Raw genomic sequence first — 23,335 nt, forward strand, 5'->3', positions numbered from 1 at the left:
TGCTGCGGGGCGGGACGATAGTCGGGAGTGAGCGGAATAGCGGTGAGCGGTGAGCGGAAAAAGCAGAGCCTGTCACGATCTTCCCGCTCACCGCTCACCGCTCACCGCTCACCGCTCATGCATTCCCAAAGCGCCGCAAACGAATCCACACCCATGCCGCTATCATCGTGCAATGACGCCGACGCTTTCCGCGATTCACGTATTCCCGATCAAGTCCTGTGCGGCGTGGGTGCGCGACGAGGCCGAAGTCGAGCCGCGTGGCCTGGCCGGCGACCGCCGCTGGATGGTCGCCGACGCGAACGGAAAATTCCTCACCGCGCGCCAGCATCCGCGCCTGACCCTGGTGCGCGCCGAGGTCGACGGCGATGCGCTCGCGCTGGGCGCGCCCGGCATGCCGGTGCTGCGGCTGGCGCCGCCGGAATCCGCCGCACGCATCGAGGCGACGGTCTGGAAGAGCACCGTGCAGGCGCAGGTCGCCGAAGCGCGCGCCGACGCGTGGATCAGCGCCTTCCTCGGTCTGCCCGCGCGCTTCGTGCACATGGACGCGGACTGCGTACGCGCGGTCGACGCGGACTACGGCCGGCCCGGCGACGAGGTCAGCTTCGCCGACGGCTATCCGCTGCTGCTGATTTCGCAGGCCGCGCTCGACGCCTTGAACGCGAAGCTCGCGCAGCCGGTGCCGATGCTGCGCTTCCGTCCGAGCCTGGTCGTCACCGGCACCGAGCCGCACGCCGAGGACGGCTGGAAGCGCATCCGCATCGGCGCGGTCGAGTTCGACGTGGTCAAGCCCTGCACGCGCTGCGTCTTCACCACGGTCGACTACGAACGCGGCGAGTTCGACCCTTCCGGCGAGCCCTTGCGCACCTTGACGACCTACCGGCGCACGCCGAAGGGCGTCACCTTCGGCCAGAACCTGATCCCACGCGGCCGCGGCATCTTGCGCGTCGGCGATACGGTTGAGATTTTCGAACGATCGTTTTAACGTGCCTCTTCCGGTGGTCGGAAGGGGCGCGCGATGGTTTCGAGCTACGACTTCGTCATCGTCGGTGCGGGCTCGGCCGGCTGCGTGTTGGCGAACCGGCTCAGCGCGAATCCGGCCAACCGCGTGCTGCTGCTCGAAGCCGGCGGACGCGACTGGCATCCGTTCATCCACATGCCGGCCGGCCTCGGCAAGCTGTTCGCGCTGAAGCGGATCAACTGGGACTACTCGACCGAGCCGGAACCGGCATTGCGGCAGCGCCGCTTGTGGTGGCCGCGCGGGCGCGTGCTCGGCGGATCGAGTTCGATCAATGCGATGTGCTACGCGCGTGGCGTCGGCGCCGACTACGACGAATGGGCCGAGGCGACCGGCGATCCGCGCTGGGCCTGGTCGAACGTGCTCGAGGTGTTCAAGCGCGGCGAGGACAACGCGCGCGGCGCCGACGCGTGGCACGGCGTCGGTGGTCCATTGACGGTGTCGGATCTGCGTCATCACAACGTGCTTTCGCAGACCTTCGTCGACGCCGCGGCCGCGGCCGGCATCCCGCGCAACGACGACTTCAACGGCGCCACGCAGGAAGGCGTCGGCTTCTATCAGGTCACGCAGCGCGACGGCGCGCGCTGTTCGGCGGCGGTGGCGTACCTGAAGCCGGCACGCGCGCGCGAGAACCTGACCGTGCTGACGCAGGCACAGGCGACGCGCGTGCGGTTCGACGGCACGCGCGCGGCCGGTGTCGAGTATCGCCGCGGTGGCCGTTCCGAACGCGTCGAGGCCGGTCAGGTGCTGCTCGCCGGCGGCGCGATCAATTCGCCGCAGCTGCTGATGCTGTCGGGCGTCGGCCCGGCCGACCATCTGCGCGAGCACGGCATCGGCGTCGTGCTCGACGCACGCGAGGTCGGCGCCAACCTGCAGGACCACCTGGACATCTGCACCCTGGTGCAGTCGACGCGCAAGATCACCTACGACACCGTCAGCGACACGGCCGTCGCGCTCGAATTCCTGCTCCGGCGTCGCGGCATCGGCACCTCGAACATCGCCGAGGCCGGCGGCTTCGTGCGCACGCGCTACGCCACCGACGCGCGCTGCGACGTGCAGTTCCATTTCGTGCCGGCCCTGCTCGACGACCACGGCCGCAACAAGCTGCCCGGTTCCGGCTACACCGTGCACGCCTGCTTCCTGCGGCCGAGGAGCCGCGGCTCGATCCGGCTGAAGTCGGCCGATCCGTCCGTCGCGGCGGAGATCCGCGCGAACTATCTCGGCGACGCGGAAGGCTTCGACCTGAAGGTGATGGTCGAAGCGGCCAGGCTCGCGCGCGAAATCCTCGCGCAGGCGCCGTTCGCGCCGTACCGCGGCGCGGAGATCTTCCCCGGCGCTGCCGCGCAGAGCGAAGCGGAGCTGGCCGACTTCGTGCGGCGCAAGGCCGAGACGATCTACCACCCGGTCGGCACCTGCCGCATGGGCCGCGACGCGGCCGCCGTGCTCGACGGCGAACTGCGCGTGCGCGGCGTCGACAACCTGCGCGTGGTCGACGCGTCGGTGATGCCGAACCTGGTCAGCGGCAATACGAATGCGCCGACGATGATGATCGCCGAACGCGCGGCGGAATTGCTGCTCGACGATTGACGCCGGTGCGCTGCTAGACTGCCGCGGGGCAGGCGAGGGGCAGCCGTCACGGCGCGAGCGGAATGGACGATCCCGTCATCACGGCGAGTGAGCCGCAGCCTACGGCGCCGCCTGCGCCGCCCGAACCGGCGCCGACCGAGCATCCGTTCGAGTTCAGCGGCGACGCGCGCGAATACTTCCGCATCTGGATCGTCAACCTGGCGCTCGGCATCGTCACGCTCGGCATCTATTCCGCCTGGGCGAAAGTGCGCAGCGAACGCTACTTCTACGGCAACACGCGGCTCGCCGGCGTGCCGTTCGAATACCTCGCCCGGCCCGGGCCGATCCTGAAGGGCCGCCTGATCGCGGTCGCGCTGTTCGGCGGCTACGTGCTGGCCGGGCAGTTCGGCGAAATGCTGCAACTCGGCCTGGCCGCGCTGATCGCCGTGCTCACGCCATGGCTGCTGGTGCGCGGGGCGGCGTTCCGCGCGCGCTACTCGTCGTGGCGCGGCCTGCGCTTCCGCTTCGTCGCCGACTATCGCGAGGCCATCAAGCGCTATCTGTTGCTGTGGTTTCCGCTGGTGCTGACGGTGGGACTGCTGTTCCCGTACATGAAGTTCAAGCAGAAGCAGTTCTTCGTCGAACAGCATCGCTACGGCGGGCACGCGTTCGCTCTGCGCGCGACGGCTCGGGATTTCTATCCGCCGTATCTGGCCGCGTGGGGCGCGCTGGTCGCCTGGGCCTTCGTCTCCTCCATGCTGACCGGAGCGATCGTCTTCTCGTTCGTCTCGCAGCAAGGCGCACATGGGCCGCCGCCGGCGTGGGTCAGCTACGCATTCCTGGTGCCGCTGTATTCCGGCTACTTCGTCGTCTGGGCGTTCCTCAACGCGGCGCTCGCGAACCTGCTCTACAACCGTGCCGAACTCGGGCCATACCGGTTCCGTTCGAGCCTGAATGGCGGCCGCCTGTGCGCGTTGTATCTCGGCAACACCGTGGCGATCCTGTGCAGCGCCGGCCTCCTGATTCCCTGGGCGAAGGTGCGCCTCGCGCGCTACCGCGCGCAGAGCTTGACGCTGCTGGCCGGCGAAGACCTGGCCGATCTGCACGCGGAAGCCGGCGAGGATATCGACGCCGTCGCGGCCGAGATGGACGGCTTGTTCGACATCGACATCGGCCTATGAACGAACGCTTCGACGGCACCTACTTCGACGGCCGCAGCGGCCGCGCGCATGCGGCGACGCTGCGCGACCTCGAAGCCGGCCGCTACGTCCTCGAAGGCGACGGCGTCGCGCGCGAAGGCGCGATCGCGGAGCTGACCGTCACGCCGAAGCTGGCCAATGTGGAACGCACCGTCGAGTTCGGCGACGGTGCCCGGCTGCTGCTGCCGGCGAGCGCGCCGATCGACGTCTGGTTCCCGCGCCGCCATCGACTGGAGGCACTGGTCGATCGTCTCGAGCGGCGCGCGCCCGCGGTCGCCGCCGCCGTGCTGATCTGCGTCGCCGCTCTGGCGATCGGCGCGATCTGGGGCGTGCCGCGACTCGCCGACCACATCGCGGCGACCATTCCTTCCGGCACCGAGCATTCGCTCGGCGAACACACGCTGGCGCAGCTCGACCGTTTCGGACTGGAGCCGAGCGCACTGGAGCAGGATCGGCAGGACGAGCTGTACGCGCGCTTCCAGAACCTGCTGCACGGGCTCGATCGCGGCGTCGCCGATCGCATCGAGTTCCGCGACGCGCCCGGAATCGGCGCGAACGCGTTCGCCTTGCCCGGCGGCATCGTCGTCGTCACCGACCAGCTCGTGCACCGGCTGCGCGACGATCGCGAATTCGACGCGGTCGTCGCGCACGAACTCGGCCACCAGCAGCATCGGCACGCCTTGCGGCAGGCGCTGCGCGGCTCGCTGGTCGCGGTCGTCGCGGCGGTGTTCGCGGGAGACGTCAGCTCGGCCGGCGCGGTCGTCGTGGCGGTGCCGACGTTCCTGCTCGACAGCCACTATTCCCGCGGCTTCGAGGCCGAAGCCGATGCGTTCGCGTTCGATCTGCTCGCGCGTCACGAGGAATCGCCGCGCTGGTTCGCGCGGGCGATGCGGGTCCTGCAGACGGACGATGAGAACGAAGAGGATTTCGCGTATCTGTCCAGCCATCCGCCGACAGCGGAACGCATCGCGCAGGCCGAAGCGGCGGCGCAGCGCTTCGCCGCGGCCCATCCGACGCGGTGTCCGAACGGCGTCTGCGCAGGGGACGTGGACGAAGCGGAATCCGAATGCGCGGATTGCGACGGCGACCAGGGTTCCGCTTCACCGCCGCGTGAGGGCGGCGAAGAGGAGTGATTCGCGGGCGCCATGCGCGAGCGTCGATGGGGCGTCGAGCTCGTCGGCGGTCGGTGCGCCGGCTCGCCAATGAAGGTCGACCAGGTCGCTCTGGAGGGCAAAGCGTGCGACCGTCTGTAGCGATCCTTTCACTGTGGTGTCGAGTCCGAATAGGTTCCACACAGGACCGCTGTTCTCCTGCACGCCGCATGCGCGTTCATTTTTGTTTGAGCGCCTGTCATTTTTGTCAGATGAAGGGCGTCACAAAAAAGAATATTGGATTAAAAGAAGCGATTGAGTATTGGATTGGCCCTTTGTTACGGTGCGGGAGTGGGGGTGCCATTAATTCAAGGAGGAAGTCGAATGTTCAAGGCATTATTCATTTTCGCCGCCGCTGCAATAGGCATCGCGGCCATGCCCGCCAAGGCAGATATCCGTCCCGCCCGTTGTGACTGCGCCACCGAGCAGATCTGGGAGAACCGGGCCAAGGGTTACGCGATCGGTCACGTGGGCTATCTGTACAGTTTCGCGGCGCGGCAGCTCAGGAAGTTCGAGGTCGTCTATGCCGATGGCGGCGGCGATCCCTTGAAGACCGGCGAGGAAGGTCGTTCGAGGCAGGCGGAAGAGGACGATCTCTCGGCCGCGAAGGCGGTGAATTGGTTGCCGGTGGAGTCGCGCTACGCCACCTATTTCAACGACATGCTCGCCGTGCGCGACTACTTCGCGCGGCCGTTGAGTGGCATTCCAATCAGCTACGAAATGCCGCCCAATGCGGTAGATGCTCGTGGCAATCCAGTCGGGACCTACAACGGGTATGACGTCGTAAATACCCCTGCCTTCGGCAACAATTTGGCGGACTACCTGAACCAGCGCCGCGCGGAGATCATGGGGCAGAACGTCGTATACGGTCTGGCCAATAAGCTGGCAGCTTTGCTGCAGTCCATCGATAAAGTCATTGCGGACGGCGAACTTTTGAAGGTCACCATCACGGTGACTTTCTCTGACGGCAGCAAGATGGAGTTCGTCATGAGCGCCGACAGCAATGGAGAAGCCAAGCGGACCACGAACTCAGGCAAGGATTCGAACAATAATCCTATTCGGGAAACCATCGATTCGAGTTCCGGTGGAAACTACATCGTCAAGCCCGGGGACCTCGACGGCTTCTATCAGAACATGCTGCGTCAAGGAGTGACGATCACCCGCGGAAGCGGTTCGCGCATACTGCGCTACAGCTGCACGTGGAACGGCACGCGGCTTTCTTGCGTGATCCAGTAGATCGGCACAGTTCAAATTGGGCGCGCCGGCGACGGCGCGCCCGATTCTTTTTCATCGTGGATTTCCGGGCGTTTGATGGGGTGCCGCGCCGTTCAAGGAAGGGAGATCATGTTCAAGGCATTCTTCTTTTTGACCGCTGCCGTATTGAGCATGGCGGCTATGTCCGCCAAGGCGGACATTCATCCCGCCCGTTGTGACTGCACCACCGAGCAGATCTGGGAGAACCGAGCCAAGGGTTACGCGATCGGTCACGTCGGCTATCTGTACAGTTTCGCGACGCGGCAGCTCAGGAAGTTCGAGGTCGTCTATGCCGATGGCGGCGGCGATCCCTTGAGGGGCGGTGAGGAAGATCGCTCGAGGCAGGCGGGAGAGGACGGGCTCTCGGTCGCGACGGCGGTGAATTGGTTGCCCGTGGAGCCGCGCTACGCCACCTACTTCAACGACATGCTCGCCGTGCGCGACTACTTCGCGCGGCCGTTGAGTGGCATTCCAATCAGCTACGAGATGCCGGCCAATGCCGTCGACAGTCGCGGCAATCCAGTCGGAAGTTACAACGCCTATGGTCTCGTCAATACGCCTGCGAACAGCAACAGGCTCGAAAATTACCTTGAGGAGCGCCGCGCGGAGATCATGGGGCAAAACGTCGCGCACGGACTGGCGAACAAGCTTTCGGCTTTGCTCCAGTCCATCGACAAGGTGATCGCAGACGGCGAACTCCTGAAGGTGGCCACTACGGTGACCTTTTCGGACGGCGGCAAGATGGAATTCGTCATGAGCGCCGATACCAATGGGGAGGCCGAGCGCACGGAAGGTTCGGGCGTCGACTCGAACGACAACTCCATCCGCGAACAGATCAACTCCTCGGCTGGCGGCTACTATGAAATCAAGCCGGGGGACCTCGACGACTTCTATCAGAACATGCTGCGCCAGGGAGTGACGATCACTCGTGGAAGCGGCTCCCGTATCCTGCGCTACAGTTGCATTTGGAACGGAACCCGCCTTTCTTGCTCGATCCAGTAAGTCGACGCGGCCTTGGTTGGGACGCGCCGGTGACGGTGCGTCCCAACTTCTCGCAGCAGCGGTTCTTCCTTCGGACTGAGGCGACGAATCGAGCCGGTTCGCAGTCGATTCTTTAGCCGAGTGCCTTTTCCAACTCCGGCACCAGCGCGAACAGATCGCCGACCAGCCCATAGTCCGCAATCTCGAAGATCGGCGCCTCGCCGTCCTTGTTGATCGCGACGATGGTGCCGGCGTCCTTGATGCCGGTCAGGTGCTGGATGGCGCCGGAAATGCCGATCGCGACGTACAGTTCCGGCGCGATGATCTTGCCGGTCTGGCCGACCTGCAGGTCGCTCGGCACGTAGCCGGCGTCGACCGCCGCGCGCGAGGCGCCGACGGCGGCGCCGAGCTTGTCGGCGAGCGAGTAGATGATCTTGAACGCGTCGGCCGAACCGAGCGCGCGGCCGCCGGACACGACGCGGCTCGCGCTCTGCAGGTCCGGGCGATCGCTCTTGCCCTGCGCGAGCTCGACGAAGCGCGTGTGCGCGGGCAGCGCGACGTCCAGCGACAGCGCCTGCACCGGCGCCGAGTTCGCGCCTTGCGCGGCGGCGGCGTACGACGCCGTGCGCACGGTGCCGACGAGGATCTGGCCGGCCGGCGCTTCGACGGTGACGATCGCGTTGCCGGCGTAGATCGGGCGCTTGAACGTGTGCGCGCCTTCGACCGCGGAGATGTCCGATACCTGCGCCACGCCGAGCAGCCCGGCGGCGCGCGGCAGCACGTCCTTGCCGAAGGTGGTCGACGGCGCCAGCACGTGGCTGTAGCCGTTCTTCGCGGCGGCAGCGATCTGCGGCGCATAGACGGCGGCCAGCGCGTGCGCATTCTCGGCGCGGGCGACGGTGAGCACGTTGCTCACGCCGTCGATCTGCGCCGCCTCAGCGGCGATGCCGGCCGGGTCGGCGGCGAGCACCAGCACGTCGACGGAGTCGGCGCCGATCTGCCGGGCGCAGGTCACGCAACGGGCGGTGCTGGAGTTGAGTTTGCCGTCGAGATGCTCGGCGACGATCAGGATCTTGCTCATCAGACCAGCCCCTTTGCTTTCAGCGCCGACACGAGTTCCGCCACGTCCTTCACCATCACGCCCTTGCTGCGCTTGGCCGGCGCTGCGTAGTGCGTGGTCTTGAGGTGATCGCCGGACTCGACGCCGAGGCTGGCGAGCTCGATCGTCTCGATCGGCTTGGCCTTCGCCTTCATGATGTCCGGCAGCTTGATGAAGCGCGGCTCGTTGAGGCGCAGGTCGGTGGTGATCACCGCCGGCAGGTCGACCTCGATCGTCTCCAGGCCGGCGTCGACTTCGCGCGTGACGCGCGCGGCCTCGCCGTTCACCTCGACCTTCGAGGCGAACGTCGCCTGCGGACGGTCCCACAGCGCGGCGAGCATCTGGCCGGTCTGGTTGCAGTCGTCGTCGATCGCTTGCTTGCCGAGCAGCACGATCTGCGGCTGCTCCTTCTCGATCAGCTTGAGCAGCGCGCGCGCGGCGGTCAGCGGCTGGATCGCGTCGGTGGTGACGACGTGGATCGCGCGGTTCGCCCCCATCGCCAGGCCGTTGCGGATGTGCGCCTGCGCGTCGGCCGGGCCGATCGTGGCGACCACGACCTCGCTGGCGACGCCTTTCTCGCGCAGCCGCAGCGCTTCTTCGAGCGCGATGTCGTCGAACGGATTGGCGGAGAGTTTCACGCCGTCGGTGACCACGCCGGAACCGTCCGGCTTGACCTGGATGCGCACGTTGAAATCGACGACGCGCTTGTAGCCGACCAGGATCTTCATCGGGTGTCGAACCTCGCTGGAAGCCGCGCGGCCGAGGGGCCGGCGCAAAGAACCGCGATTTTAGCGGAAACGATGCGCCCGTGCGGCATCGCAGCAGGGCTGTGGGTTTTCCACAATTGGCGTGGACAGCGCTGTGGACAAGTTTGGGATCGAGTAGCGGAAACGACCGCGTGGTGCGCCTGTCAAGCGGGGGTGGTCAATCCTTGACCAGTGCGGCCGGATCGCGCGCGCCGAATGTCCGCCAGGCGTCGAATCCGTCCGCGAAGATCGCGTCCGAAATCGAGCCGGCTTCGACCGCGCCGATGTCGCACGGTGTCGGGCTGGAGTGGGCGCCGGCCGGATCGGGGCGGATCATGCCGCGCTGGTCCGTCGCGAGCGGGCACCGGCCGTCCGTCGCCGCCATCGCGTCGACGGCGGCGCTGCCGGCGCCGGGCAGCATCGTCTGCGTCGGCCCGCCGTTGTCCGCCAGCGGCGCCAGTTTCGGATCGCCATTGATCGGAGCGGTGGAGAACGCCGCGTTGATCACGTCGCTTGATGGCGGTGCGCCGGGAAAGACCAGGTTGCCGCCGCCCTCGATGGTGATGCCGCCGATGCCGACGCCGATGTTGCCGCCACCGTTCGACGGTGCGTCGGTGTTGGCGAACAGGCTGCCGTCGAACGTCACCGCGCCGGCGCCGCTGCTCATGATCATCAGGCCGCCGCCGCGGTGCGCGGCCGTATTCGACGCGATCGTGGTCTGCCGCAGCGTGATCGGGAAGTCGTTCTGCTTGACGTAGATCGCGCCGCCGTAGCCGTATCCGCTCGCTGCGGTGGAATTGCCGGCCAGCGTGCTGTTGATCAAGGACAGGTTGCCGACGCGCGTGAACAGACCGCCGCCGCGGCTGCCCGAGACGGCGGTGACGCGGTTGCCGCTCACGGTCGAGGCGTCCAGCGTCAGCAGGGCGGCCGGCGCGCCGTAGTAGCCGCCGGCGGCGAGAATGCCGCCGCCGTTGCGCGTCGCCGTGTTGTCGCGGATCGTGCTGTCGGTCAGCGTCGAGGCGCCGTAGAGCTTGATGCCGCCGCCGTCCTTGCCCGCCGTGTTGCCGCTGACCTGACTGCGGATCAGCGTCAGGCCGCCGCCGACGTGCAGTCCGCCGCCGTTGCCTTGCGCGGCGTTGTCGATGATGCGGCTGTCGGCGATGGTCGCGTTGCCGCCGGTCTGGGTTCCGATTTTCTGCCGGACGAAGACCCCGCCGCCCATGCCGGAGATGCCGGAATTGCCCGAAACGTGGTTGCCGCCGACGGTGCTGTTGTTCAAGACGAGGTCGCCGGCGTAGACGGCGATGCCGCCGCCGGCCGCATAGCCGGCGCTGGCGTTGTCGTTGCCGCTGACCACGCTGTTGTCGAGCCTCAGCGACGTATAGACGCTGGCGATACCGGCGCCGAGCGCGGCGCCCGAGGGCTGCGATGCGGTCAGCTTTCCGTTCGCGATCGTCAGGCTGTCGATCGTCAGCGTGCCGTAGGAGGTGATGGCGTAGAGAACGCCGAACGCATTCGTCGCCGTCGTCGGGCGCTGCACGGTCAAGTTGCCGTTCGCGCTGGCGTCGACGATCAGATGCGTGTCGGTGATGGTGAGCTGATTGTTCGGCGTATCCGCCAGTGTGATGACGTTCGCGCCGTTCGGCGGGAACACGCTCGTGTCGAACACGATCGTGTCGATGCCGCTGATCGTGCTGGTCACGCAGGCGCTCATCGTCGCGACGCCGCCGTCGTTCATCGCCGCGATCGCCTGGCGCAACGTGCAGGTGTCGGTCGTTCCCGCATCGTCCGCGGTCGTCACCGCGATCCGCGTGGCGGCAAGCGCATCGACGGCGTGCAGGCCGATTCCCAGCGCGGCCACCAGCGCGGCCGTCAGCGGATGCGTGCGCGATCGTGTCGTTTTCTTCATGGCCGCCTCGTCGAATGGTGATGCCGGGCGAGGAGGCCTTTCGCCGATCGTCGCTCTCCGACGTGACGCGCAACTCGGCGTGGCGAAGGATCATCGGCGCGGCGACGAGACGGGAGCCGCGGAGCCGGACGGTCCGCGGGATTTGGTTTCCTCCACAGTTCGTGTGGGCAGGCCTGTGGAGAAGTTCTGGAAGAAGGCCGGACACGCCCGTGTCATGCGGCTGTCAAGCGGATTGGTCACTTCCTGACCAGTGCGCGACGTCTAGTCGCCGTCGAAGCCGTCGGCGAAGATGACGTCCACCACGATCTCCACCGCGCCGATGTCGCAGCCCGCACCTTGCGGGCGCGCGATGCCGCGCTGGTCGGTCGGTTCCGCACACTCCTGCGCGGGGATCGCGTCGATCGCCGCGCTGGCGGAGCCAGGCAGCATCGTCGGCGTGGGGCCGCCGTTGTCCTGCAGCGGGCCGAGATCGAGGCCGGTCGCCGACGTCAGGTTGTGGTCGCCGGTCCACGATCCGGCGAGGGCGATGTCGTCGCCGGACGCCTGCGCGTTGCCGGCAACGATCGAATCGTCGATCGCGCCGCCGCCGTCGCCATCGATGCCGCCGCCGGTGCCGTTGGTGGTGTTGCCCGACACGGTCGCGTGGCGCAGGCTCAGCGTGCCGTTGGCGTGGATGCCGCCGCCGCCGCGGAAGGTGCTATTGCCGCTGATCGTGCTGTTGGTGACGCTCAGCGTGCCGCCGTAGGAGGCGATCCCGCCGCCGACGTAACGCGCGTGGTTGCCGCTGATCGTGCTGCCTGCGACGGTGATGTCGGCGGCGTACTTGGCCAGGATCGCGCCGCCGCCGTAGTAGGAGTCGTTGCCGACGAGGCGGCTGCGGTTGACCCGAATCGAGCCAGTGGTGGTGAAGATTCCGCCGCCGCGCCGCAGCGCGGCGCCGTTGCCGATGGTGCTGTCGTTCGCGATCAAGGTGCCGGCGGTGGCGACGGCGCCGCCGCAGTTGGCCACGTTGCCGTCGAGCACGCTGTGGTCCAGCATCACTGTGCCCGACATCGAAAAGATGCCGCCGCCGTACGCCGCGTTGCCGCCGCGGATCGTGCTGCCGGCCACGGTCAGCGTACCCGACCCGCCGTAGATCCCTGCGCCGTAGGCGGCGTCGCCGTCGCTGATCGTGCTGTCGATCAGATGCAGGTCGGCGGTCGGGATGCAGATTCCACCGCCGCCGTTCCGCTCGCAGGCATCGGTGGCCGCGCCGTTGCCGAGGCTCAGTCCCAGCAGCGTGAGCGATCCACCGGCTGCTGCGGTGTCGCGGACGATGCCGAATCGATGGTTCGCGCCGTCCGGCCGCACGATCGTCACGCCGTCGGTGTACTGGCCTGCGCCGCCGCCGCGCCACGCGCTGCCGTCGATGGTCAGTTCCGCGCCAGTGACCACCAGTGTGCCGCCGACGGCGCCGCTGGCGTCGGCCGAGTCGGCGAGCGCGATCGTGCCCGGCGTCGCCGCGTCGGCGAGCGCCGAGGCGGCGAAGTGGATCGTGTCGCCGCTGCCGAACGCGGCGCCGGCATTCGCGCAGCTGCCGGCGAGTGCGCCGGTGTTCATCGACACGATCGCCTGACGCAGCGTGCAGGTGCCTCCGGCGCCCGGGTCGGTGTCGTCGGGAGACGTGACGACGATCGTCGCCGCGCCTGCAGCGACCGGGAAGAGTGCGATCAGCAGCGCCGCGGCGAGCGAGCGAAGCGGCGGCGCGAGGCGCGCAACGGACGGCGGCAACGGATTGGAGAGCACGCTGGATTCCCCTCGCGGTCGATGACGGACGATTCCACGAGCGATGCCGACTCGCAAGGTCGAACCCAAAGGGGCGCCGCGCCGTACCTCGACACGGGCCCCGGGCCTCGTACGTGCTGATACGCAAGAGGGTGCCGGAAATCCTCAGCGGTGCGAGACGAAGGCGTCGATGCGCGTGGGATCGTTCTCCCCACGCCGTGCCGCCCATTCGACGGGACGCGCGGCGCGGCCGCAGAACATCGGCGAAGGAGGCGGATGCCTGCCATCGATCACAACGCGACGACCGCGGCTTTTCCACAGCACGCGTGGATAGCCCTGTGGAGAAGTTCTGGACGAAGTGGCTGAAACGTCCGTGTCATGCGGCTGTCAAGCCGGGGTGGTCAAGGAGTGATCAATTGCGCCCGCCGCGATGCGCGCCTGCGCGGCGACTGCCGCCGAAGTCGACGACGAAGGGAGCGTCATCGGCACGCCTTTTCCAACTCTCGTCCTCGCGCATGTCGGGCGCGAGTCCGGCGCTGCGGGCATCGCGCCGTCGACGCGAGCGCGGCCAGACGTCAGCCCGCGCGAGCGAGGATCGTCTGAACGAAGCGCGCCGCAGAGCCCGGCGCGTGCGCGAAGAACAGCGATGGCTCGGCCAGTTCGAGTTCGAGCAGGCGCGGCGCGCCGTCGGAGTCGTGGATCAGGTCGACGCGCGCGTAGGCGAGCGGACCTGCGAACGGAACCGCCCGCAGCGCGCGCTCGGCCAGCGCACGCTCGGCCGTGTCCGGCACGCGCGGCGTGATCTGCTCGGCGGCGAACAGCGCCGCGGTCGGGCCGTCGCCACGGCGCAGCAGCGGACCTTTGCGGATCGCATGGCTGAACGTGCCGTCGAAATGGATCAGCGCGGTTTCGCCGTGCTCGTCGACGCGATCGAGATACGGTTGCAGCAGCACGCTGCGCCCGGCGGCGTGCAGGCGCGCGATGTGCGTGACGGCCTCGGCGCGCTGTTCACGGCCGTAGCGCTGCGCGTCGCGCGAGCCGGCGCCGACCGACGGCTTGACCACGAACTCGCGCGCCATGGCGTGCTCGGCGAGAAACGCGTCGAGCGCCGGCGGCGGTGCGTCGCCCGGTTCGACGAAGCGGCTCGGCACGATCGCGACGCCGGCGCGTTCGAGTTCGGCGAGGTAGTGCTTGTCGGTGTTCCAGCGCAATACCTCGGGCGGATTGAGCAGCAGGGTGTGCGCGGCGGCGCGCGCGGCCCAGGCGAGGAAGTCGGGCAGGCGATCGGTGTAGTCCCAGGTGGAGCGCAGCAGGGCCAGGTCGTAGCCTGACCAGTCCCGCGCGGCGTCGTCCCAGTCGGCGACCTCGGCGGCGGCGCCGGCGGCGTGCAGGGCGTCCAGCAGCGGGGCGAGATCCTCATCGAGCGCACGCGCGGCGGCGACGCTGACCAGGGCGATGCGGGGCGGTTTCATGCGCGGCTGTCTCCGGCGATCGGGGCGAACGGCGAAGCATGGCACGACGCGGGCGTACCCGGCGCTCATTGACGCGAGCGGTCGGCTGTGATGCAGTTCACAATGCTAAAAATGGACCGACGCAGCTCAGCGCGTCGGACAGGGGCGGGCGCGCAAGCGTCCAGAGGAGTTCGCGACGTTCGACACGACGGCGACCGCGCTGCAGCGGCGCGTGCGCGTTCGGCGAGCGACGGGGAGAAATCGATGGAAGGCAAAGCAACTGCGCAACGCGCGGCGCGACGCTGTGCGTGCATCGCGGCGATCGCGTGGTGCGTCGCGGCGCCCGCCGCGGCGGGAGACGGCTACGCGATTCCGCGCAGAGTCGTCGCCAGCGGCGGCGGGGTGGTCTCGGCGTCCTGCTACGCGATGGTCTCGACGCTCGGCCAGGCGGTCGCCGGCACCGGCGTGGCGAAAGGCGACGGCACACAGTACCGGCTGACCGCGGGCTTCCTCGCCGCGCAGTCGGCGATCGGCGACAGCTTGTTCCACAACGGATTCGAACCGAAGACAGGGGACTGCACACCATGAAACTCGCACGCAAGGCATTGGCGGTCGCATTGGCCGTGGCGGCGGCGTCGGCGCAGGCCGCGCCGGAGGCGGTCCAGCTGCCGGACTTCCTCTATCAGGGGCGGCTGGAGCAGGACGGTACCGCGGCCAACGGCAACTACGATCTGGAGTTCTCGCTGTGGGACGCCGCCAGCGGCGGCAGCCAGATCGGCACGACGATCTCCGAGCCGGGTTTCCCGGTGCAGAACGGACTGTTCAGCCTCAACCTCGCCTTCCCCGGCGCGTTCGTCGGCAATCAGACCTACCTGCAAGTGAAGGTCAACGGCGTCGCGCTGCCGCGCCAGCCGGTCGCCACCGCGCCGGTCGCGCAGTACGCGTTGAACGGCAATGCGGGAGCGACCGGAGCCACGGGTGCGACGGGCGCCACTGGCGCGACCGGCTTGCAGGGGCCGACCGGTCCGACCGGCGCGGATGGCGCTGTCGGAGCGACGGGTACGCAAGGCCCGGTCGGCGCGACGGGCGCGATCGGACCGACCGGAGCGATCGGCTCGACCGGCTCGACCGGAATGACCGGTCCGACTGGTGCCACCGGCGCGACGGGTGCGACCGGTCCGACTGGCGCGGACGGCGCCGTCGGTCCCACCGGTGCGCAAGGCGCGGTTGGTCCGACGGGTATGCAAGGGTCGACCGGCCTTCAAGGCCCGATCGGTGCGACCGGTACGTTGGGCGCGACGGGTGCGACCGGTCCGACCGGCGTGACCGGCGCGACGGGGCCGACCGGCGCTACCGGTCCGACTGGCGCGACCGGTGCCACCGGAGTCACCGGCGCGACCGGCAGCGCCAAGTTCGTCGCACGCATCAACGGCACGCTGACCAGCACGCTGCCGCGTCCGCTCTATGCGGTCACGGTCGGCGGCTACGGCACCAATACCGAGTTCGTCTCGACGCAGGGCTACTTCGTGTCGATCTCGCAGGACGCCTTGGCTGCCGGATCGACGACGGCCTATTACGTGAGCGGCAACTGCACCGGCCCGGCGCTGATCTTCACCGGCAACGTGCGCCCCGGCATGGTGGCGGGATTGGGCAATACGCGCGCGCTGTACTACGTGCCGAAGACCGGTGCGACCGTGTTGACCGATCCCACGCGCAATAGCCGTTCCAACGGCACCAATGTCTGCGAGTCGAACGTGTCGGCGATGACCGGCACCTACTACAGCGCGCCGCCGAACAACCCGGCCGTCACCGGCATCGATCCGCTGCCGTCGCCGGCGATGGTCGGCATCGACTACGTGCCCTGAGCGTCCGCCGCGGCTCCTCCGATCCGTCGATCGGAGGAGCCCGGCACGATGCCGCGAATTGGCTGCGGATCGGCGCGGCACGGCATACTCGCAGCTCGTCGGCGACGGGGACGGGAGATGAGCGAGGCCGCGCGAGCGCGATCGGCGTACGTCGCGAAGCATCCGTTGCACGCGCGCGGAATGCGCGCGCTGCTGGCGCTCGCGCTGGCGGCGACGCCGATGGCCTCGAACGCGGACGCGAAGAAGACGCTGCTGTTCGAAAGCGCGGTCTATCCGTGGAAGATCCACTACGTGACCGATCGCCAGCGCTGGGTGCGCGAGGATCGCTACTACACGGTCGAGCACGGCGGCCGCCCGCTGGTGCTGCCGAAGACCTTGTTCGGCACCGTCCGCGACGTCGACCGCTTCGTCGCCGCTTCCGGCTTCGCCAGCGGCGAGACGCACGTCGACAGCGTGCTGCTGGTGTTCGAGGCGAGGCGCGCCAAGCCGGACGGATTCGAGCAGCGCGAGTTCGTCGCGATCCTCGCGCGCTCGGGCGGCGCGCGCAGTTCGACGGTCGCGTTGTACACGCTGCAGGGCGAGCCGATCGGCGACGTCGAAGCGGAGCCGGCGCCGTGAATGCGCGCCACCCTGGCGGCGTCACGCGACGATACGCGTTCGCGTCGTGCTTCCTCCTCGTGCTCGGTCTCGCCGCCTGCTCCGACGAGGACATGTGCGGCAACGAAATCGTCACCAGCGTCGCGTCGCCGTCCGGCATCTTGCGCGCGGTCGTGTTCACGCGCGACTGCGGAGCGACGACCGGGTACAGCACGCAACTGTCGATCCTGCCCGCCGCCGAGGCGCTGCCGCGAGACGGCGGCAACACCTTGATCCTCGACGATCAGATACCGCTGACCGTGCGTTGGATCTCGGATACCGAATTGCTCGTGAAGGGGATCGGTTCCGCGAAGGTGTTCAGGCGCGAGCAGTCGGTGGCGGGCGTCCAGGTTCGCGTCGAGCCCTGAGGCGGGAAGGGGCTAGAGCAGGTCGCCGAGCAGATGCAGCTGGGTCTGGTCGCGCTTGGCCGCGTACATCGCCACGTCGGCGGCGTGGATCATCGCCTCGCTGTCGTCGCCGTGCTGCGGATACAGCGCCACGCCGAGGCTGCCGCGCACGCGCACGCCGACGCTGCCGCCGGTCGCGCGCGAATGCACGTCGTACGGCTCGAACAGGGTGCGCGCGAGTTCGGTGGCGCGGCTGGTCGCCTCGTGCACGTCGCCGACGTTGAGGATCAGCGCGAACTCGTCGCCGCCGAGGCGCGCGCCGGTCTCGTCGTAGCGCAGGCCCTTGCGCAGGCGGCCGGCGATCAGCTTGAGCAGCTCGTCGCCGGCCTGGTGGCCGTGGTTGTCGTTGATCGGCTTGAAGCCGTCGATGTCGAGGTAGGCCAGCGCGAAGCCGCCGCTGTCGGCGCGCGCCCGCGCGATCGCCGCCTCCAGGCGCGCCATGAACAGCAGGCGGTTGGCGAGGCCGGTGAGGCCGTCGTGATGGGCGAGATGGCGCACCTGCTCCTCGGCCGTGCGGCGCTCCTGCACTTCGCGTTCGAGCTGGCGGTTGCGCTCGGACAGGTCCGACAGCGCGGATCGCAGCGCGACCTTGTTGCGGTACAGGTCGAGGAAGATGCGCACCTTCGACAGCAGGATCACCTCGTTCAGCGGCTTGGTGATGTAGTCGACCGCGCCGAAGCTGTAGCCGCGCAGGCGATTGACGTCGTCGGCGTGCGAGGCGGTGACGAAGATGATCGGCGTGGAGCGCGTGCGCTCCTCGCCGGCGAGCAGGGTGGCCGCCTCGAAGCCGTTCATGTCCGGCATCTGCACGTCGAGCAGGATCAGCGCGAACTCGTGGTCGAGCGCGGCGGCGAGCACGTCGTTGCCGGTCATCGCCTCGATGATCTCGGCGTCGATGCCGGCGAGCAGGCGCCGCATCGCGATCAGGTTCGGACGATGGTCGTCGGCGATCAGGATTTTCGGCTGCAGAGTGGCGATTCTGTTCATGGACAAAGCTGGTTGAGCAGGGGCGCGATGCCCTTCAGTGGAACGACGTGATCGGCGCCGGCGATTTCCAGCGCGGCTTGCGGCATCGCCGACGCCTGCGCGTCGGCGGGGTCCTGCACGATGGCGAGGCCGCCGAGCCTGCGGATCGTCCGCAGTCCTGCCGCGCCGTCGTTGTTCGCGCCCGTCATCAAGACTCCGATCAGATCCTTGCCGCAGGCCGATGCCGCGGTATCGAACAGCACGTCGATCGCCGGCCGCGCGAACGAAACCCGTTCGTCGATCGACAACGAAAAGCGTCCGCCCCGTTCCAGCAGCAGATGATACCCGCTCGGCGCCATGTGGACGACGCCGGGCATCATCAGCTGCCGCTCGCGCGCCTCGCGTACGGGCAGCGTGCTGGCCAGCTCCAGCAGCTCGCAGAACGTGGTCACGTCCTCCGAGCCGGTGTGGCAGACCACCACCACCGGGCGCGGGAAGGTCGCGCTGAGGCCGCCGAGCACGGTGCGCAGCGCGCCCATGCCGCCGGCCGAACATCCCATGACCACGGCCGAAGGCGAGGCACTCATGGCGCGTCGGCGTTCTTCCGATACACGCGCTCGCGCGCGTTGACCGGGCTGAAGTCGCGCGCGGCCGAGGCGAAGTCGATGTTCTCGCGGTTCCCCAGGCACAGGAAGCCGTTGCGCACGAGGCTGTCGCGGAACAGCGAAAGCACGTGGTCCTGCAGCGTGTTGGTGAAGTAAATCAATACGTTGCGACAGAGGATCAGGTGCGCCTCGCAGAACACGCCGTCGCACACGAGGTTGTGGTTGGCGAAGGTGACGTTGCGCTTGAGGCGTTCGTCGAACTTCATGAACTCGTAGCGCGCGTGGTAGTAGTCGGCCAGCGAGCGCTTGCCGCCGGCGGCGAGGTAGTTCTCCGAATAGCTGCGCGCCTCGCGCGCCGGGAAGATGCCTTCCTGCGCGCGCACCAGGGCGGCGTCGCTGAAATCGGTGGCGAAGATCTGGCTGCGGTCGTACAGGCCGGCTTCCTCGAGCAGGATCGCCAGCGAATAGACCTCCTGCCCGAACGCGCAGCCCGCCTGCCAGATGTTGATGACCGGGTAGGAGGCCAGCACCGGCAGCACGTCCTCGCGCAGCACGCGGAACACGCTCGGGTTGCGGAACATCTCCGACACCGGCACCGACAGCCCGGCGATCACCTGTGGCACCAGCTCGTCCTCGCGCAGCAGGCGGTCGGTCAGCTCGATGATCGTGCGGCAGCCGGCGTTGGCGGCGAGGTTGAGCACGCGCCGCTTGAACGACGCCGGCGCGTAGCGGCTGAAGTCGTAGCCGTGGCGCAGCTGCAGCGCGCGCATGAACAGCTCGACTTCGACGTCCTCGATCTCGACGCGCGCCATGCCCGCTCGTCCTCTCAATACGCCCCGCGCGGCAAACCGCCGCTTCGGGTCGTTTCCCTGGGGCGCCGCCGTGGCGAAGAAATATCGTAATGCATCTGTATAGTATTTCGACTCGCTCAGGCGTGCAGCCACACGCGCATCATCGACAACAGCTTGTCGATGTCGATCGGCTTGGCCAGGTAGTCGTTGGCGCCGGCCTCCAGGCACTTGTCGCGGTCGCCGGCCATCGCCTTGGCGGTCACCGCGATGATCGGCAGCTTGGCGTACACGGGACGCTTGCGGATCTCGCGCATCGTCTCGTAGCCGTCCATGCCGGGCATCATGATGTCCATCAGCACGATCTCGATCGCCTTGTTCTCCTCGACCTGACGCAGCGCCTTCTGGCCGTCCTGCGCCATCACCACGCTGAGGCCCTTCTCGCGCAGGATCTTCGACAACGCGAAGATGTTGCGCATGTCGTCGTCGACCACCAGCACGGTGCGCCCGGCGAGGCCGCTGTCGATGTCGCGCACGACGCGCGGCGCGGAGTCCTTGCGCACGCTGTGCAGGAACAGGCTGACCTCGTCGAGCAGGCGTTCGAGCGAGCGCGTGCCCTTGATCACGATGCTGTCGGTGTACTGGCGCAGCTTGGCGCTTTCCTCGCGGCTGAGTTCGCGCCCGGAGTGGATCACGATCGGCGGCAGCTCGGCCTTGCGCGCGCCGAGCAGGTCGAGGAACTCGAAGCCGCTCATGCCGGGCAGGCCGAGGTCGAGCACCATCACGTCGAAGTCGTTCGAGTCGAACAGCGGCAGCGCCTCCTCGGCCGAGCTCGCCTCGACGATCTCGACCGTGTCGGACTTGATCAGGCTGGCGACGGCGACGCGCGAGTCCGGGTCGTCGTCGACCAGCAGCACCTTGCGCATCGGGCCGGACGAGGACTGCATCAGCCGCTCGAAGGCGCCGAGCAGGGCGTCGCGTTCGGCCGGCTTGGTCAGGAAGCCGACCGCGCCGAGCTGCTGCGCGCGCGCGGTGTCGTCGGCGGCGGAGATGAAGTGCACCGGGATGCGGCGCGTGACCGGGTCCTGCTTCAGGCGCGTGATCACGTCCCAGCCGTCGATGCCGGGCAGCATGACGTCGAGCAGGATGCCGGTCGGGCGGTACTGCCGCGCGAGATACAGGCCCGATTCGCCGTCGCCGGCGGCGAGCGCGCGGTAGCCCTTGCGGCGGATCATGTCGACCAGGGTGCGTGCGAACACCGGGTCGTCCTCGATCGCGAGGATCACGGTGTCGCCGATGCGCAGCGCTTCGCGGTCGTCCGGCACCCACGGCTTGGGCATCGAGCCGAGCAGGGCGGTCGGCGCCGGCGGCGAGGTCTCGATCGGCGCCGGGTCGACGCGCGGCGCTTCGTCGAGGTCGGTCGTCGAGCCGTTCGCCGCGATGCCGAGCCGCTCCGGCAGCACGACGGTGAAGCGGCTGCCTTCGTTGAGCACGCTCTCCACCGTGATGCCGCCGCCGAGCAGTTCGCCCAGGCGCCGCGCGATCGCGAGGCCGAGGCCGCTGCCGCCGTACTTGCGGCTGGTGCTCGCGTCCATCTGCTCGAAGGTGCCGAAGATGTGGTCGAGCTTGTCGCTGGGGATGCCGATGCCGGTGTCGCTGACGGTGATCGCGATCGCGCCGTCCGGCGCCAGCGCGAAACGGCGCGCGAGCTCGGCCTTCGGTCGCGCGATGTCGACGCGCACCGAGCCCTGGCGCGTGAACTTGAACGCGTTGCCGACCAGGTTGTTGGCGATCTGCTCCAGGCGCGTGCCGTCGGTGTACATCGACGTCGGCAGGCCTTCGGCGAGATTGACGTCGAATTCCAGCGCCTTCTCGCCGGCGACGTGCTTGAAGCGGCGCAGCAGCGTCTGCACGAAGTGCTGCAGCGAGAACTCCTCGGGCGCCGCGTGCATCTTGCCGGCCTCGATCTTGGACAGGTCGAGGATGTCGTTGATCAGGCGCAGCAGGTTCGAGCCGGATTCGTGGATCACCCGCGCCGACTCGACCTGTTCGCCGTCGAGGTTGCCGCTCTCGTTGTCGGCGAGGTTGCGCGACAGGATCAGCAGGCTGTTCAGCGGCGTGCGCAGCTCGTGCGACATGTTGGCGAGGAAGTCGGACTTGTACTGACTCGCGCGCGCCAGCTCCTGCGCCTTGTTCTCGGTCTCCTGCTGCAGCCCTTCCAGCACCTGCTTCTGCTCGTTGAGCGTGTCGGTCTTCTGGCGCAGCTCCTCGTTGGACGCCTGCAGCTCCTCGGCCTGCACGCGCAATTCCTCCTCCGAGGTGCGCAGGCGCTGCTGCTGTTCTTCCAGCTCGACCGTCTTCGCCTGCAGTTCCTCGTTGGTCGCGGCGAGCTCTTCCTGCTGCACGCGCAGCTCCTCTTCCGAGGTCTGCAGCTCCTGCGCCTGCTGCTGCGTGCGGGTCAGCAACTGCTGCGTGCGCACGGCGCGGTTGAGGTTCTCCAGCGACAGCGCGGCGAACGGCAGCAGCTCTTCGAGCAGGTCCTGCTCGACCTTGCCGAACGGCACGAAGCTGCCGAACTCCAGCACGCCGAGCAACTGCTCCTGCAGCATCAGCGGCAGCGCGATCACGTTGCGCGGCGGCGCCTCGCCAGTGCCGGAGTGGATGCGCACATAGTCGTCCGGCACCTGCTGCAGCACGATGGACTTGCGCTCCAGCGCGACCTGGCCGACCAGCCCCTCGCCGAGCGCGTAGCGCGTGCCGAGGTGCTTGCGATGCTTGAAGCCGTAGCTGCCGCGCAGGTCGAGCTGGCGCGTCTCGGCGTCGTAGCCGAAGAACACCGCGACGCCGGCCTTGATGCGCGGCGCGACCTCGGCAGTCAGCGCGCGCGCGAACTCGTCCTGGTTCTCGGCGGACTGCAGCACGCCGGCGACCTCGGCCACGTTCGACTTGACCCAGCTCTGCTCGGCGGTCGCGATCGAGGCGTGCTTGAACACGTCGAGCGCGCGCGCGATCGAGCCGATCTCGTCGGCGCGCTGCTGTCCGGCCACTTCGATGGCGTGGTCCTTGTCGGCCAGCCGCGTCATCAATCCGGTCAGATGCCGGATCGGCTGCGTGATCAGACGCGAGGACAGCACCAGCGCGACGATGCCGACGATCAGGCCGAGCAGGAACATGCCGAGCACGAGCATGCGCACCGCATAGGAGGTGTCTTCCAGGGTCTGGTTGCGTTCCTCGAGCAGGCCGCGTTCGGTGGCGCTGGCTTCGTCGAGCAGGCGCACGATCTCGCCGAGCTCGGCGTGCGAATCGGTCAGGTAGCGCATGCCGACGTCGTAGGACTTCTGCGCGTATTCGGTGCTGCCGATCAGCTGCGTAGTGGCGGTGACGGTGGGGTCGGCGGTCTGCTGGATCCAGTGCGCGAGCAGGTCCTCGGCGTGGCGCAGGCGCGCCTGCTGCGCGGCGCTGTCGCCGGTCAGCGACAGCGCCTTGTCCAGGTGCTGGCGCGCGTTGGTGAGATTCTGCCGATACTCGTCGGCGGATTTCCGCTCGCCGGACATGTTGAGGTCGCGCACGTAGATGTCGACCTCGTGCAGCCAGCGCACGGTGCTGGACAGCTCGTCGATCACCTCGTGCGTGTGCTGGCTCCATTGCCGCGCGTCCCTCTGCACCGTCAGCGCGATGAGAATGGCGGCGACCGCGACCAGGAAGGTCAGCAGGATCGCGCCGAACGCGAGCAGCATCTTGGTCTGGATCGGCCGGTTGCTGAGCCAGCCACTCGTGCGCTGTTCGGACATGTAGGTCTCTTCTCGAAGGCCCAGGCCACGGCACGGTTCCCACGCGCCGCGGCTCGAATCGGTGTCTTGCGGGCGCCGTCCCGGTCGCCGGGTACGGCGCGAACGGCCCGGCGGGTCGTTCGGCGTCGGCCGGGCGTGGCGC

20 protein-coding genes are annotated in these 23,335 nt (G+C 68.3%); 11 read left to right on the forward strand and 9 right to left on the reverse strand.

The window, feature by feature from the left end; all coding sequences use genetic code 11:
- Positions 1-172: 172 nt before the first annotated feature.
- From J7520_RS17845 to J7520_RS17870, 6 genes are all read left to right on the forward strand, one after another.
- The gene (locus J7520_RS17845) at positions 173-982 is read left to right on the forward strand and encodes an MOSC domain-containing protein (protein ID WP_291191336.1); all 810 of its coding nucleotides are present in this window, start codon (positions 173-175) and stop codon (positions 980-982) included.
- Positions 983-1,015: 33 nt separating this feature from the next.
- Positions 1,016-2,602: a choline dehydrogenase gene (locus J7520_RS17850; protein WP_291191339.1), complete on the forward strand. Its 1,587-nt coding sequence runs from the start codon at positions 1,016-1,018 to the stop codon at positions 2,600-2,602.
- Positions 2,603-2,664: 62 nt separating this feature from the next.
- Positions 2,665-3,762: a YjgN family protein gene (locus J7520_RS17855; RefSeq protein WP_291191342.1), complete on the forward strand. Its 1,098-nt coding sequence runs from the start codon at positions 2,665-2,667 to the stop codon at positions 3,760-3,762.
- Positions 3,759-4,913, forward strand: a complete 1,155-nt coding sequence (locus J7520_RS17860) for a M48 family metallopeptidase (RefSeq protein WP_291191345.1) — start codon at positions 3,759-3,761, stop codon at positions 4,911-4,913. The genes J7520_RS17855 and J7520_RS17860 overlap by 4 nt, the downstream gene beginning before the upstream one ends.
- A gap of 342 nt (positions 4,914-5,255) precedes the next feature.
- Positions 5,256-6,167: a hypothetical protein gene (locus J7520_RS17865; protein ID WP_291191348.1), complete on the forward strand. Its 912-nt coding sequence runs from the start codon at positions 5,256-5,258 to the stop codon at positions 6,165-6,167.
- 108 nt (positions 6,168-6,275) lie between these two features.
- Positions 6,276-7,187, forward strand: a complete 912-nt coding sequence (locus J7520_RS17870) for a hypothetical protein (protein ID WP_291191351.1) — start codon at positions 6,276-6,278, stop codon at positions 7,185-7,187.
- A 112-nt stretch (positions 7,188-7,299) separates the two neighbouring features.
- On the opposite strand, the gene J7520_RS17875 is transcribed toward J7520_RS17870, so the two are convergent.
- The 3 genes from J7520_RS17875 to J7520_RS17885 all read right to left on the reverse strand — a co-directional run bounded on the left by J7520_RS17875 (position 7,300) and on the right by J7520_RS17885 (position 10,713).
- Positions 7,300-8,247 carry an FAD-binding protein gene (locus J7520_RS17875; protein WP_291191355.1) on the reverse strand — a complete coding sequence of 316 codons (948 nt, stop codon included), beginning with the start codon at positions 8,245-8,247 and terminating at the stop codon, positions 7,300-7,302.
- Positions 8,247-8,993 (reverse strand): electron transfer flavoprotein subunit beta/FixA family protein, encoded by a 747-nt coding sequence (locus J7520_RS17880; RefSeq protein WP_291191358.1) that lies wholly within the window; start codon positions 8,991-8,993, stop codon positions 8,247-8,249. Before J7520_RS17880 ends, J7520_RS17875 begins: the two co-directional genes overlap by 1 nt.
- A 196-nt stretch (positions 8,994-9,189) precedes the next feature.
- Positions 9,190-10,713, reverse strand: a complete 1,524-nt coding sequence (locus J7520_RS17885; RefSeq protein ID WP_291191361.1) for a choice-of-anchor Q domain-containing protein — start codon at positions 10,711-10,713, stop codon at positions 9,190-9,192.
- On the opposite strand from J7520_RS17885, the gene J7520_RS17890 reads away from it, so the two are divergent.
- Positions 10,670-11,167, forward strand: a complete 498-nt coding sequence (locus J7520_RS17890) for a hypothetical protein (RefSeq protein WP_291191363.1) — start codon at positions 10,670-10,672, stop codon at positions 11,165-11,167. The two genes, J7520_RS17885 and J7520_RS17890, sit on opposite strands and share 44 nt — an antisense overlap.
- 14 nt (positions 11,168-11,181) lie before the next feature.
- On the opposite strand, the gene J7520_RS17895 is transcribed toward J7520_RS17890, so the two are convergent.
- Positions 11,182-12,705, reverse strand: coding sequence for a choice-of-anchor Q domain-containing protein (locus J7520_RS17895; RefSeq protein ID WP_291191366.1), 1,524 nt, complete (start codon positions 12,703-12,705; stop codon positions 11,182-11,184).
- Positions 12,706-13,259: 554 nt separating this feature from the next.
- Entirely contained in the window at positions 13,260-14,156 is an 897-nt protein-coding gene (locus tag J7520_RS17900) for a hypothetical protein (protein WP_291191368.1), read from the reverse strand.
- Positions 14,157-14,399: 243 nt separating this feature from the next.
- Here J7520_RS17900 and J7520_RS17905 point away from each other — a divergent pair, with 243 nt between their 5' ends.
- From J7520_RS17905 to J7520_RS17920, 4 genes are all read left to right on the forward strand, one after another.
- Positions 14,400-14,723: a hypothetical protein gene (locus J7520_RS17905; protein WP_291191371.1), complete on the forward strand. Its 324-nt coding sequence runs from the start codon at positions 14,400-14,402 to the stop codon at positions 14,721-14,723.
- Complete coding sequence (locus tag J7520_RS17910; protein ID WP_291191374.1) at positions 14,720-16,000, forward strand: hypothetical protein; 1,281 nt, start codon at positions 14,720-14,722, stop codon at positions 15,998-16,000. The genes J7520_RS17905 and J7520_RS17910 overlap by 4 nt, the downstream gene beginning before the upstream one ends.
- A gap of 180 nt (positions 16,001-16,180) precedes the next feature.
- Positions 16,181-16,618: a hypothetical protein gene (locus J7520_RS17915; protein ID WP_291191377.1), complete on the forward strand. Its 438-nt coding sequence runs from the start codon at positions 16,181-16,183 to the stop codon at positions 16,616-16,618.
- Entirely contained in the window at positions 16,615-17,004 is a 390-nt protein-coding gene (locus J7520_RS17920) for a hypothetical protein (protein WP_291191380.1), read from the forward strand. The genes J7520_RS17915 and J7520_RS17920 overlap by 4 nt, the downstream gene beginning before the upstream one ends.
- A 12-nt stretch (positions 17,005-17,016) precedes the next feature.
- On the opposite strand, the gene J7520_RS17925 is transcribed toward J7520_RS17920, so the two are convergent.
- The 4 genes from J7520_RS17925 to J7520_RS17940 form a co-directional block, all read right to left on the reverse strand.
- Positions 17,017-18,030, reverse strand: a complete 1,014-nt coding sequence (locus tag J7520_RS17925) for a diguanylate cyclase (protein ID WP_291191383.1) — start codon at positions 18,028-18,030, stop codon at positions 17,017-17,019.
- Positions 18,027-18,596 (reverse strand): chemotaxis protein CheB, encoded by a 570-nt coding sequence (locus J7520_RS17930; protein ID WP_291191386.1) that lies wholly within the window; start codon positions 18,594-18,596, stop codon positions 18,027-18,029. Before J7520_RS17930 ends, J7520_RS17925 begins: the two co-directional genes overlap by 4 nt.
- Positions 18,593-19,426 (reverse strand): CheR family methyltransferase, encoded by an 834-nt coding sequence (locus J7520_RS17935; RefSeq protein ID WP_291191389.1) that lies wholly within the window; start codon positions 19,424-19,426, stop codon positions 18,593-18,595. Before J7520_RS17935 ends, J7520_RS17930 begins: the two co-directional genes overlap by 4 nt.
- A 116-nt stretch (positions 19,427-19,542) precedes the next feature.
- Entirely contained in the window at positions 19,543-23,193 is a 3,651-nt protein-coding gene (locus J7520_RS17940; protein ID WP_291191392.1) for a response regulator, read from the reverse strand.
- Positions 23,194-23,335: the final 142 nt, after the last annotated feature.

The organism is Dokdonella sp. (assembly GCF_017744955.1).
Classification (GTDB): Bacteria; Pseudomonadota; Gammaproteobacteria; order Xanthomonadales; family Rhodanobacteraceae; genus Dokdonella_A.

Bases quoted from the DNA above. Each gene is read 5' to 3' on its own strand.
- J7520_RS17850 (WP_291191339.1), top strand. From the start codon at position 1,016: ATGGTTTCGAGCTACGACTTCGTCATCGTCGGTGCGGGCTCGGCCGGC.
- J7520_RS17900 (WP_291191368.1), bottom strand. From the start codon at position 14,156: ATGAAACCGCCCCGCATCGCCCTGGTCAGCGTCGCCGCCGCGCGTGCG.
- J7520_RS17865 (WP_291191348.1), top strand. From the start codon at position 5,256: ATGTTCAAGGCATTATTCATTTTCGCCGCCGCTGCAATAGGCATCGCG.
- J7520_RS17855 (WP_291191342.1), top strand. From the start codon at position 2,665: ATGGACGATCCCGTCATCACGGCGAGTGAGCCGCAGCCTACGGCGCCG.
- J7520_RS17935 (WP_291191389.1), bottom strand. From the start codon at position 19,426: ATGGCGCGCGTCGAGATCGAGGACGTCGAAGTCGAGCTGTTCATGCGC.
- J7520_RS17915 (WP_291191377.1), top strand. From the start codon at position 16,181: ATGCGCGCGCTGCTGGCGCTCGCGCTGGCGGCGACGCCGATGGCCTCG.
- J7520_RS17845 (WP_291191336.1), top strand. From the start codon at position 173: ATGACGCCGACGCTTTCCGCGATTCACGTATTCCCGATCAAGTCCTGT.
- J7520_RS17930 (WP_291191386.1), bottom strand. From the start codon at position 18,596: ATGAGTGCCTCGCCTTCGGCCGTGGTCATGGGATGTTCGGCCGGCGGC.
- J7520_RS17870 (WP_291191351.1), top strand. From the start codon at position 6,276: ATGTTCAAGGCATTCTTCTTTTTGACCGCTGCCGTATTGAGCATGGCG.
- J7520_RS17860 (WP_291191345.1), top strand. From the start codon at position 3,759: ATGAACGAACGCTTCGACGGCACCTACTTCGACGGCCGCAGCGGCCGC.
- J7520_RS17910 (WP_291191374.1), top strand. From the start codon at position 14,720: ATGAAACTCGCACGCAAGGCATTGGCGGTCGCATTGGCCGTGGCGGCG.
- J7520_RS17880 (WP_291191358.1), bottom strand. From the start codon at position 8,993: ATGAAGATCCTGGTCGGCTACAAGCGCGTCGTCGATTTCAACGTGCGC.
- J7520_RS17925 (WP_291191383.1), bottom strand. From the start codon at position 18,030: ATGAACAGAATCGCCACTCTGCAGCCGAAAATCCTGATCGCCGACGAC.
- J7520_RS17940 (WP_291191392.1), bottom strand. From the start codon at position 23,193: ATGTCCGAACAGCGCACGAGTGGCTGGCTCAGCAACCGGCCGATCCAG.
- J7520_RS17905 (WP_291191371.1), top strand. From the start codon at position 14,400: ATGGAAGGCAAAGCAACTGCGCAACGCGCGGCGCGACGCTGTGCGTGC.
- J7520_RS17875 (WP_291191355.1), bottom strand. From the start codon at position 8,247: ATGAGCAAGATCCTGATCGTCGCCGAGCATCTCGACGGCAAACTCAAC.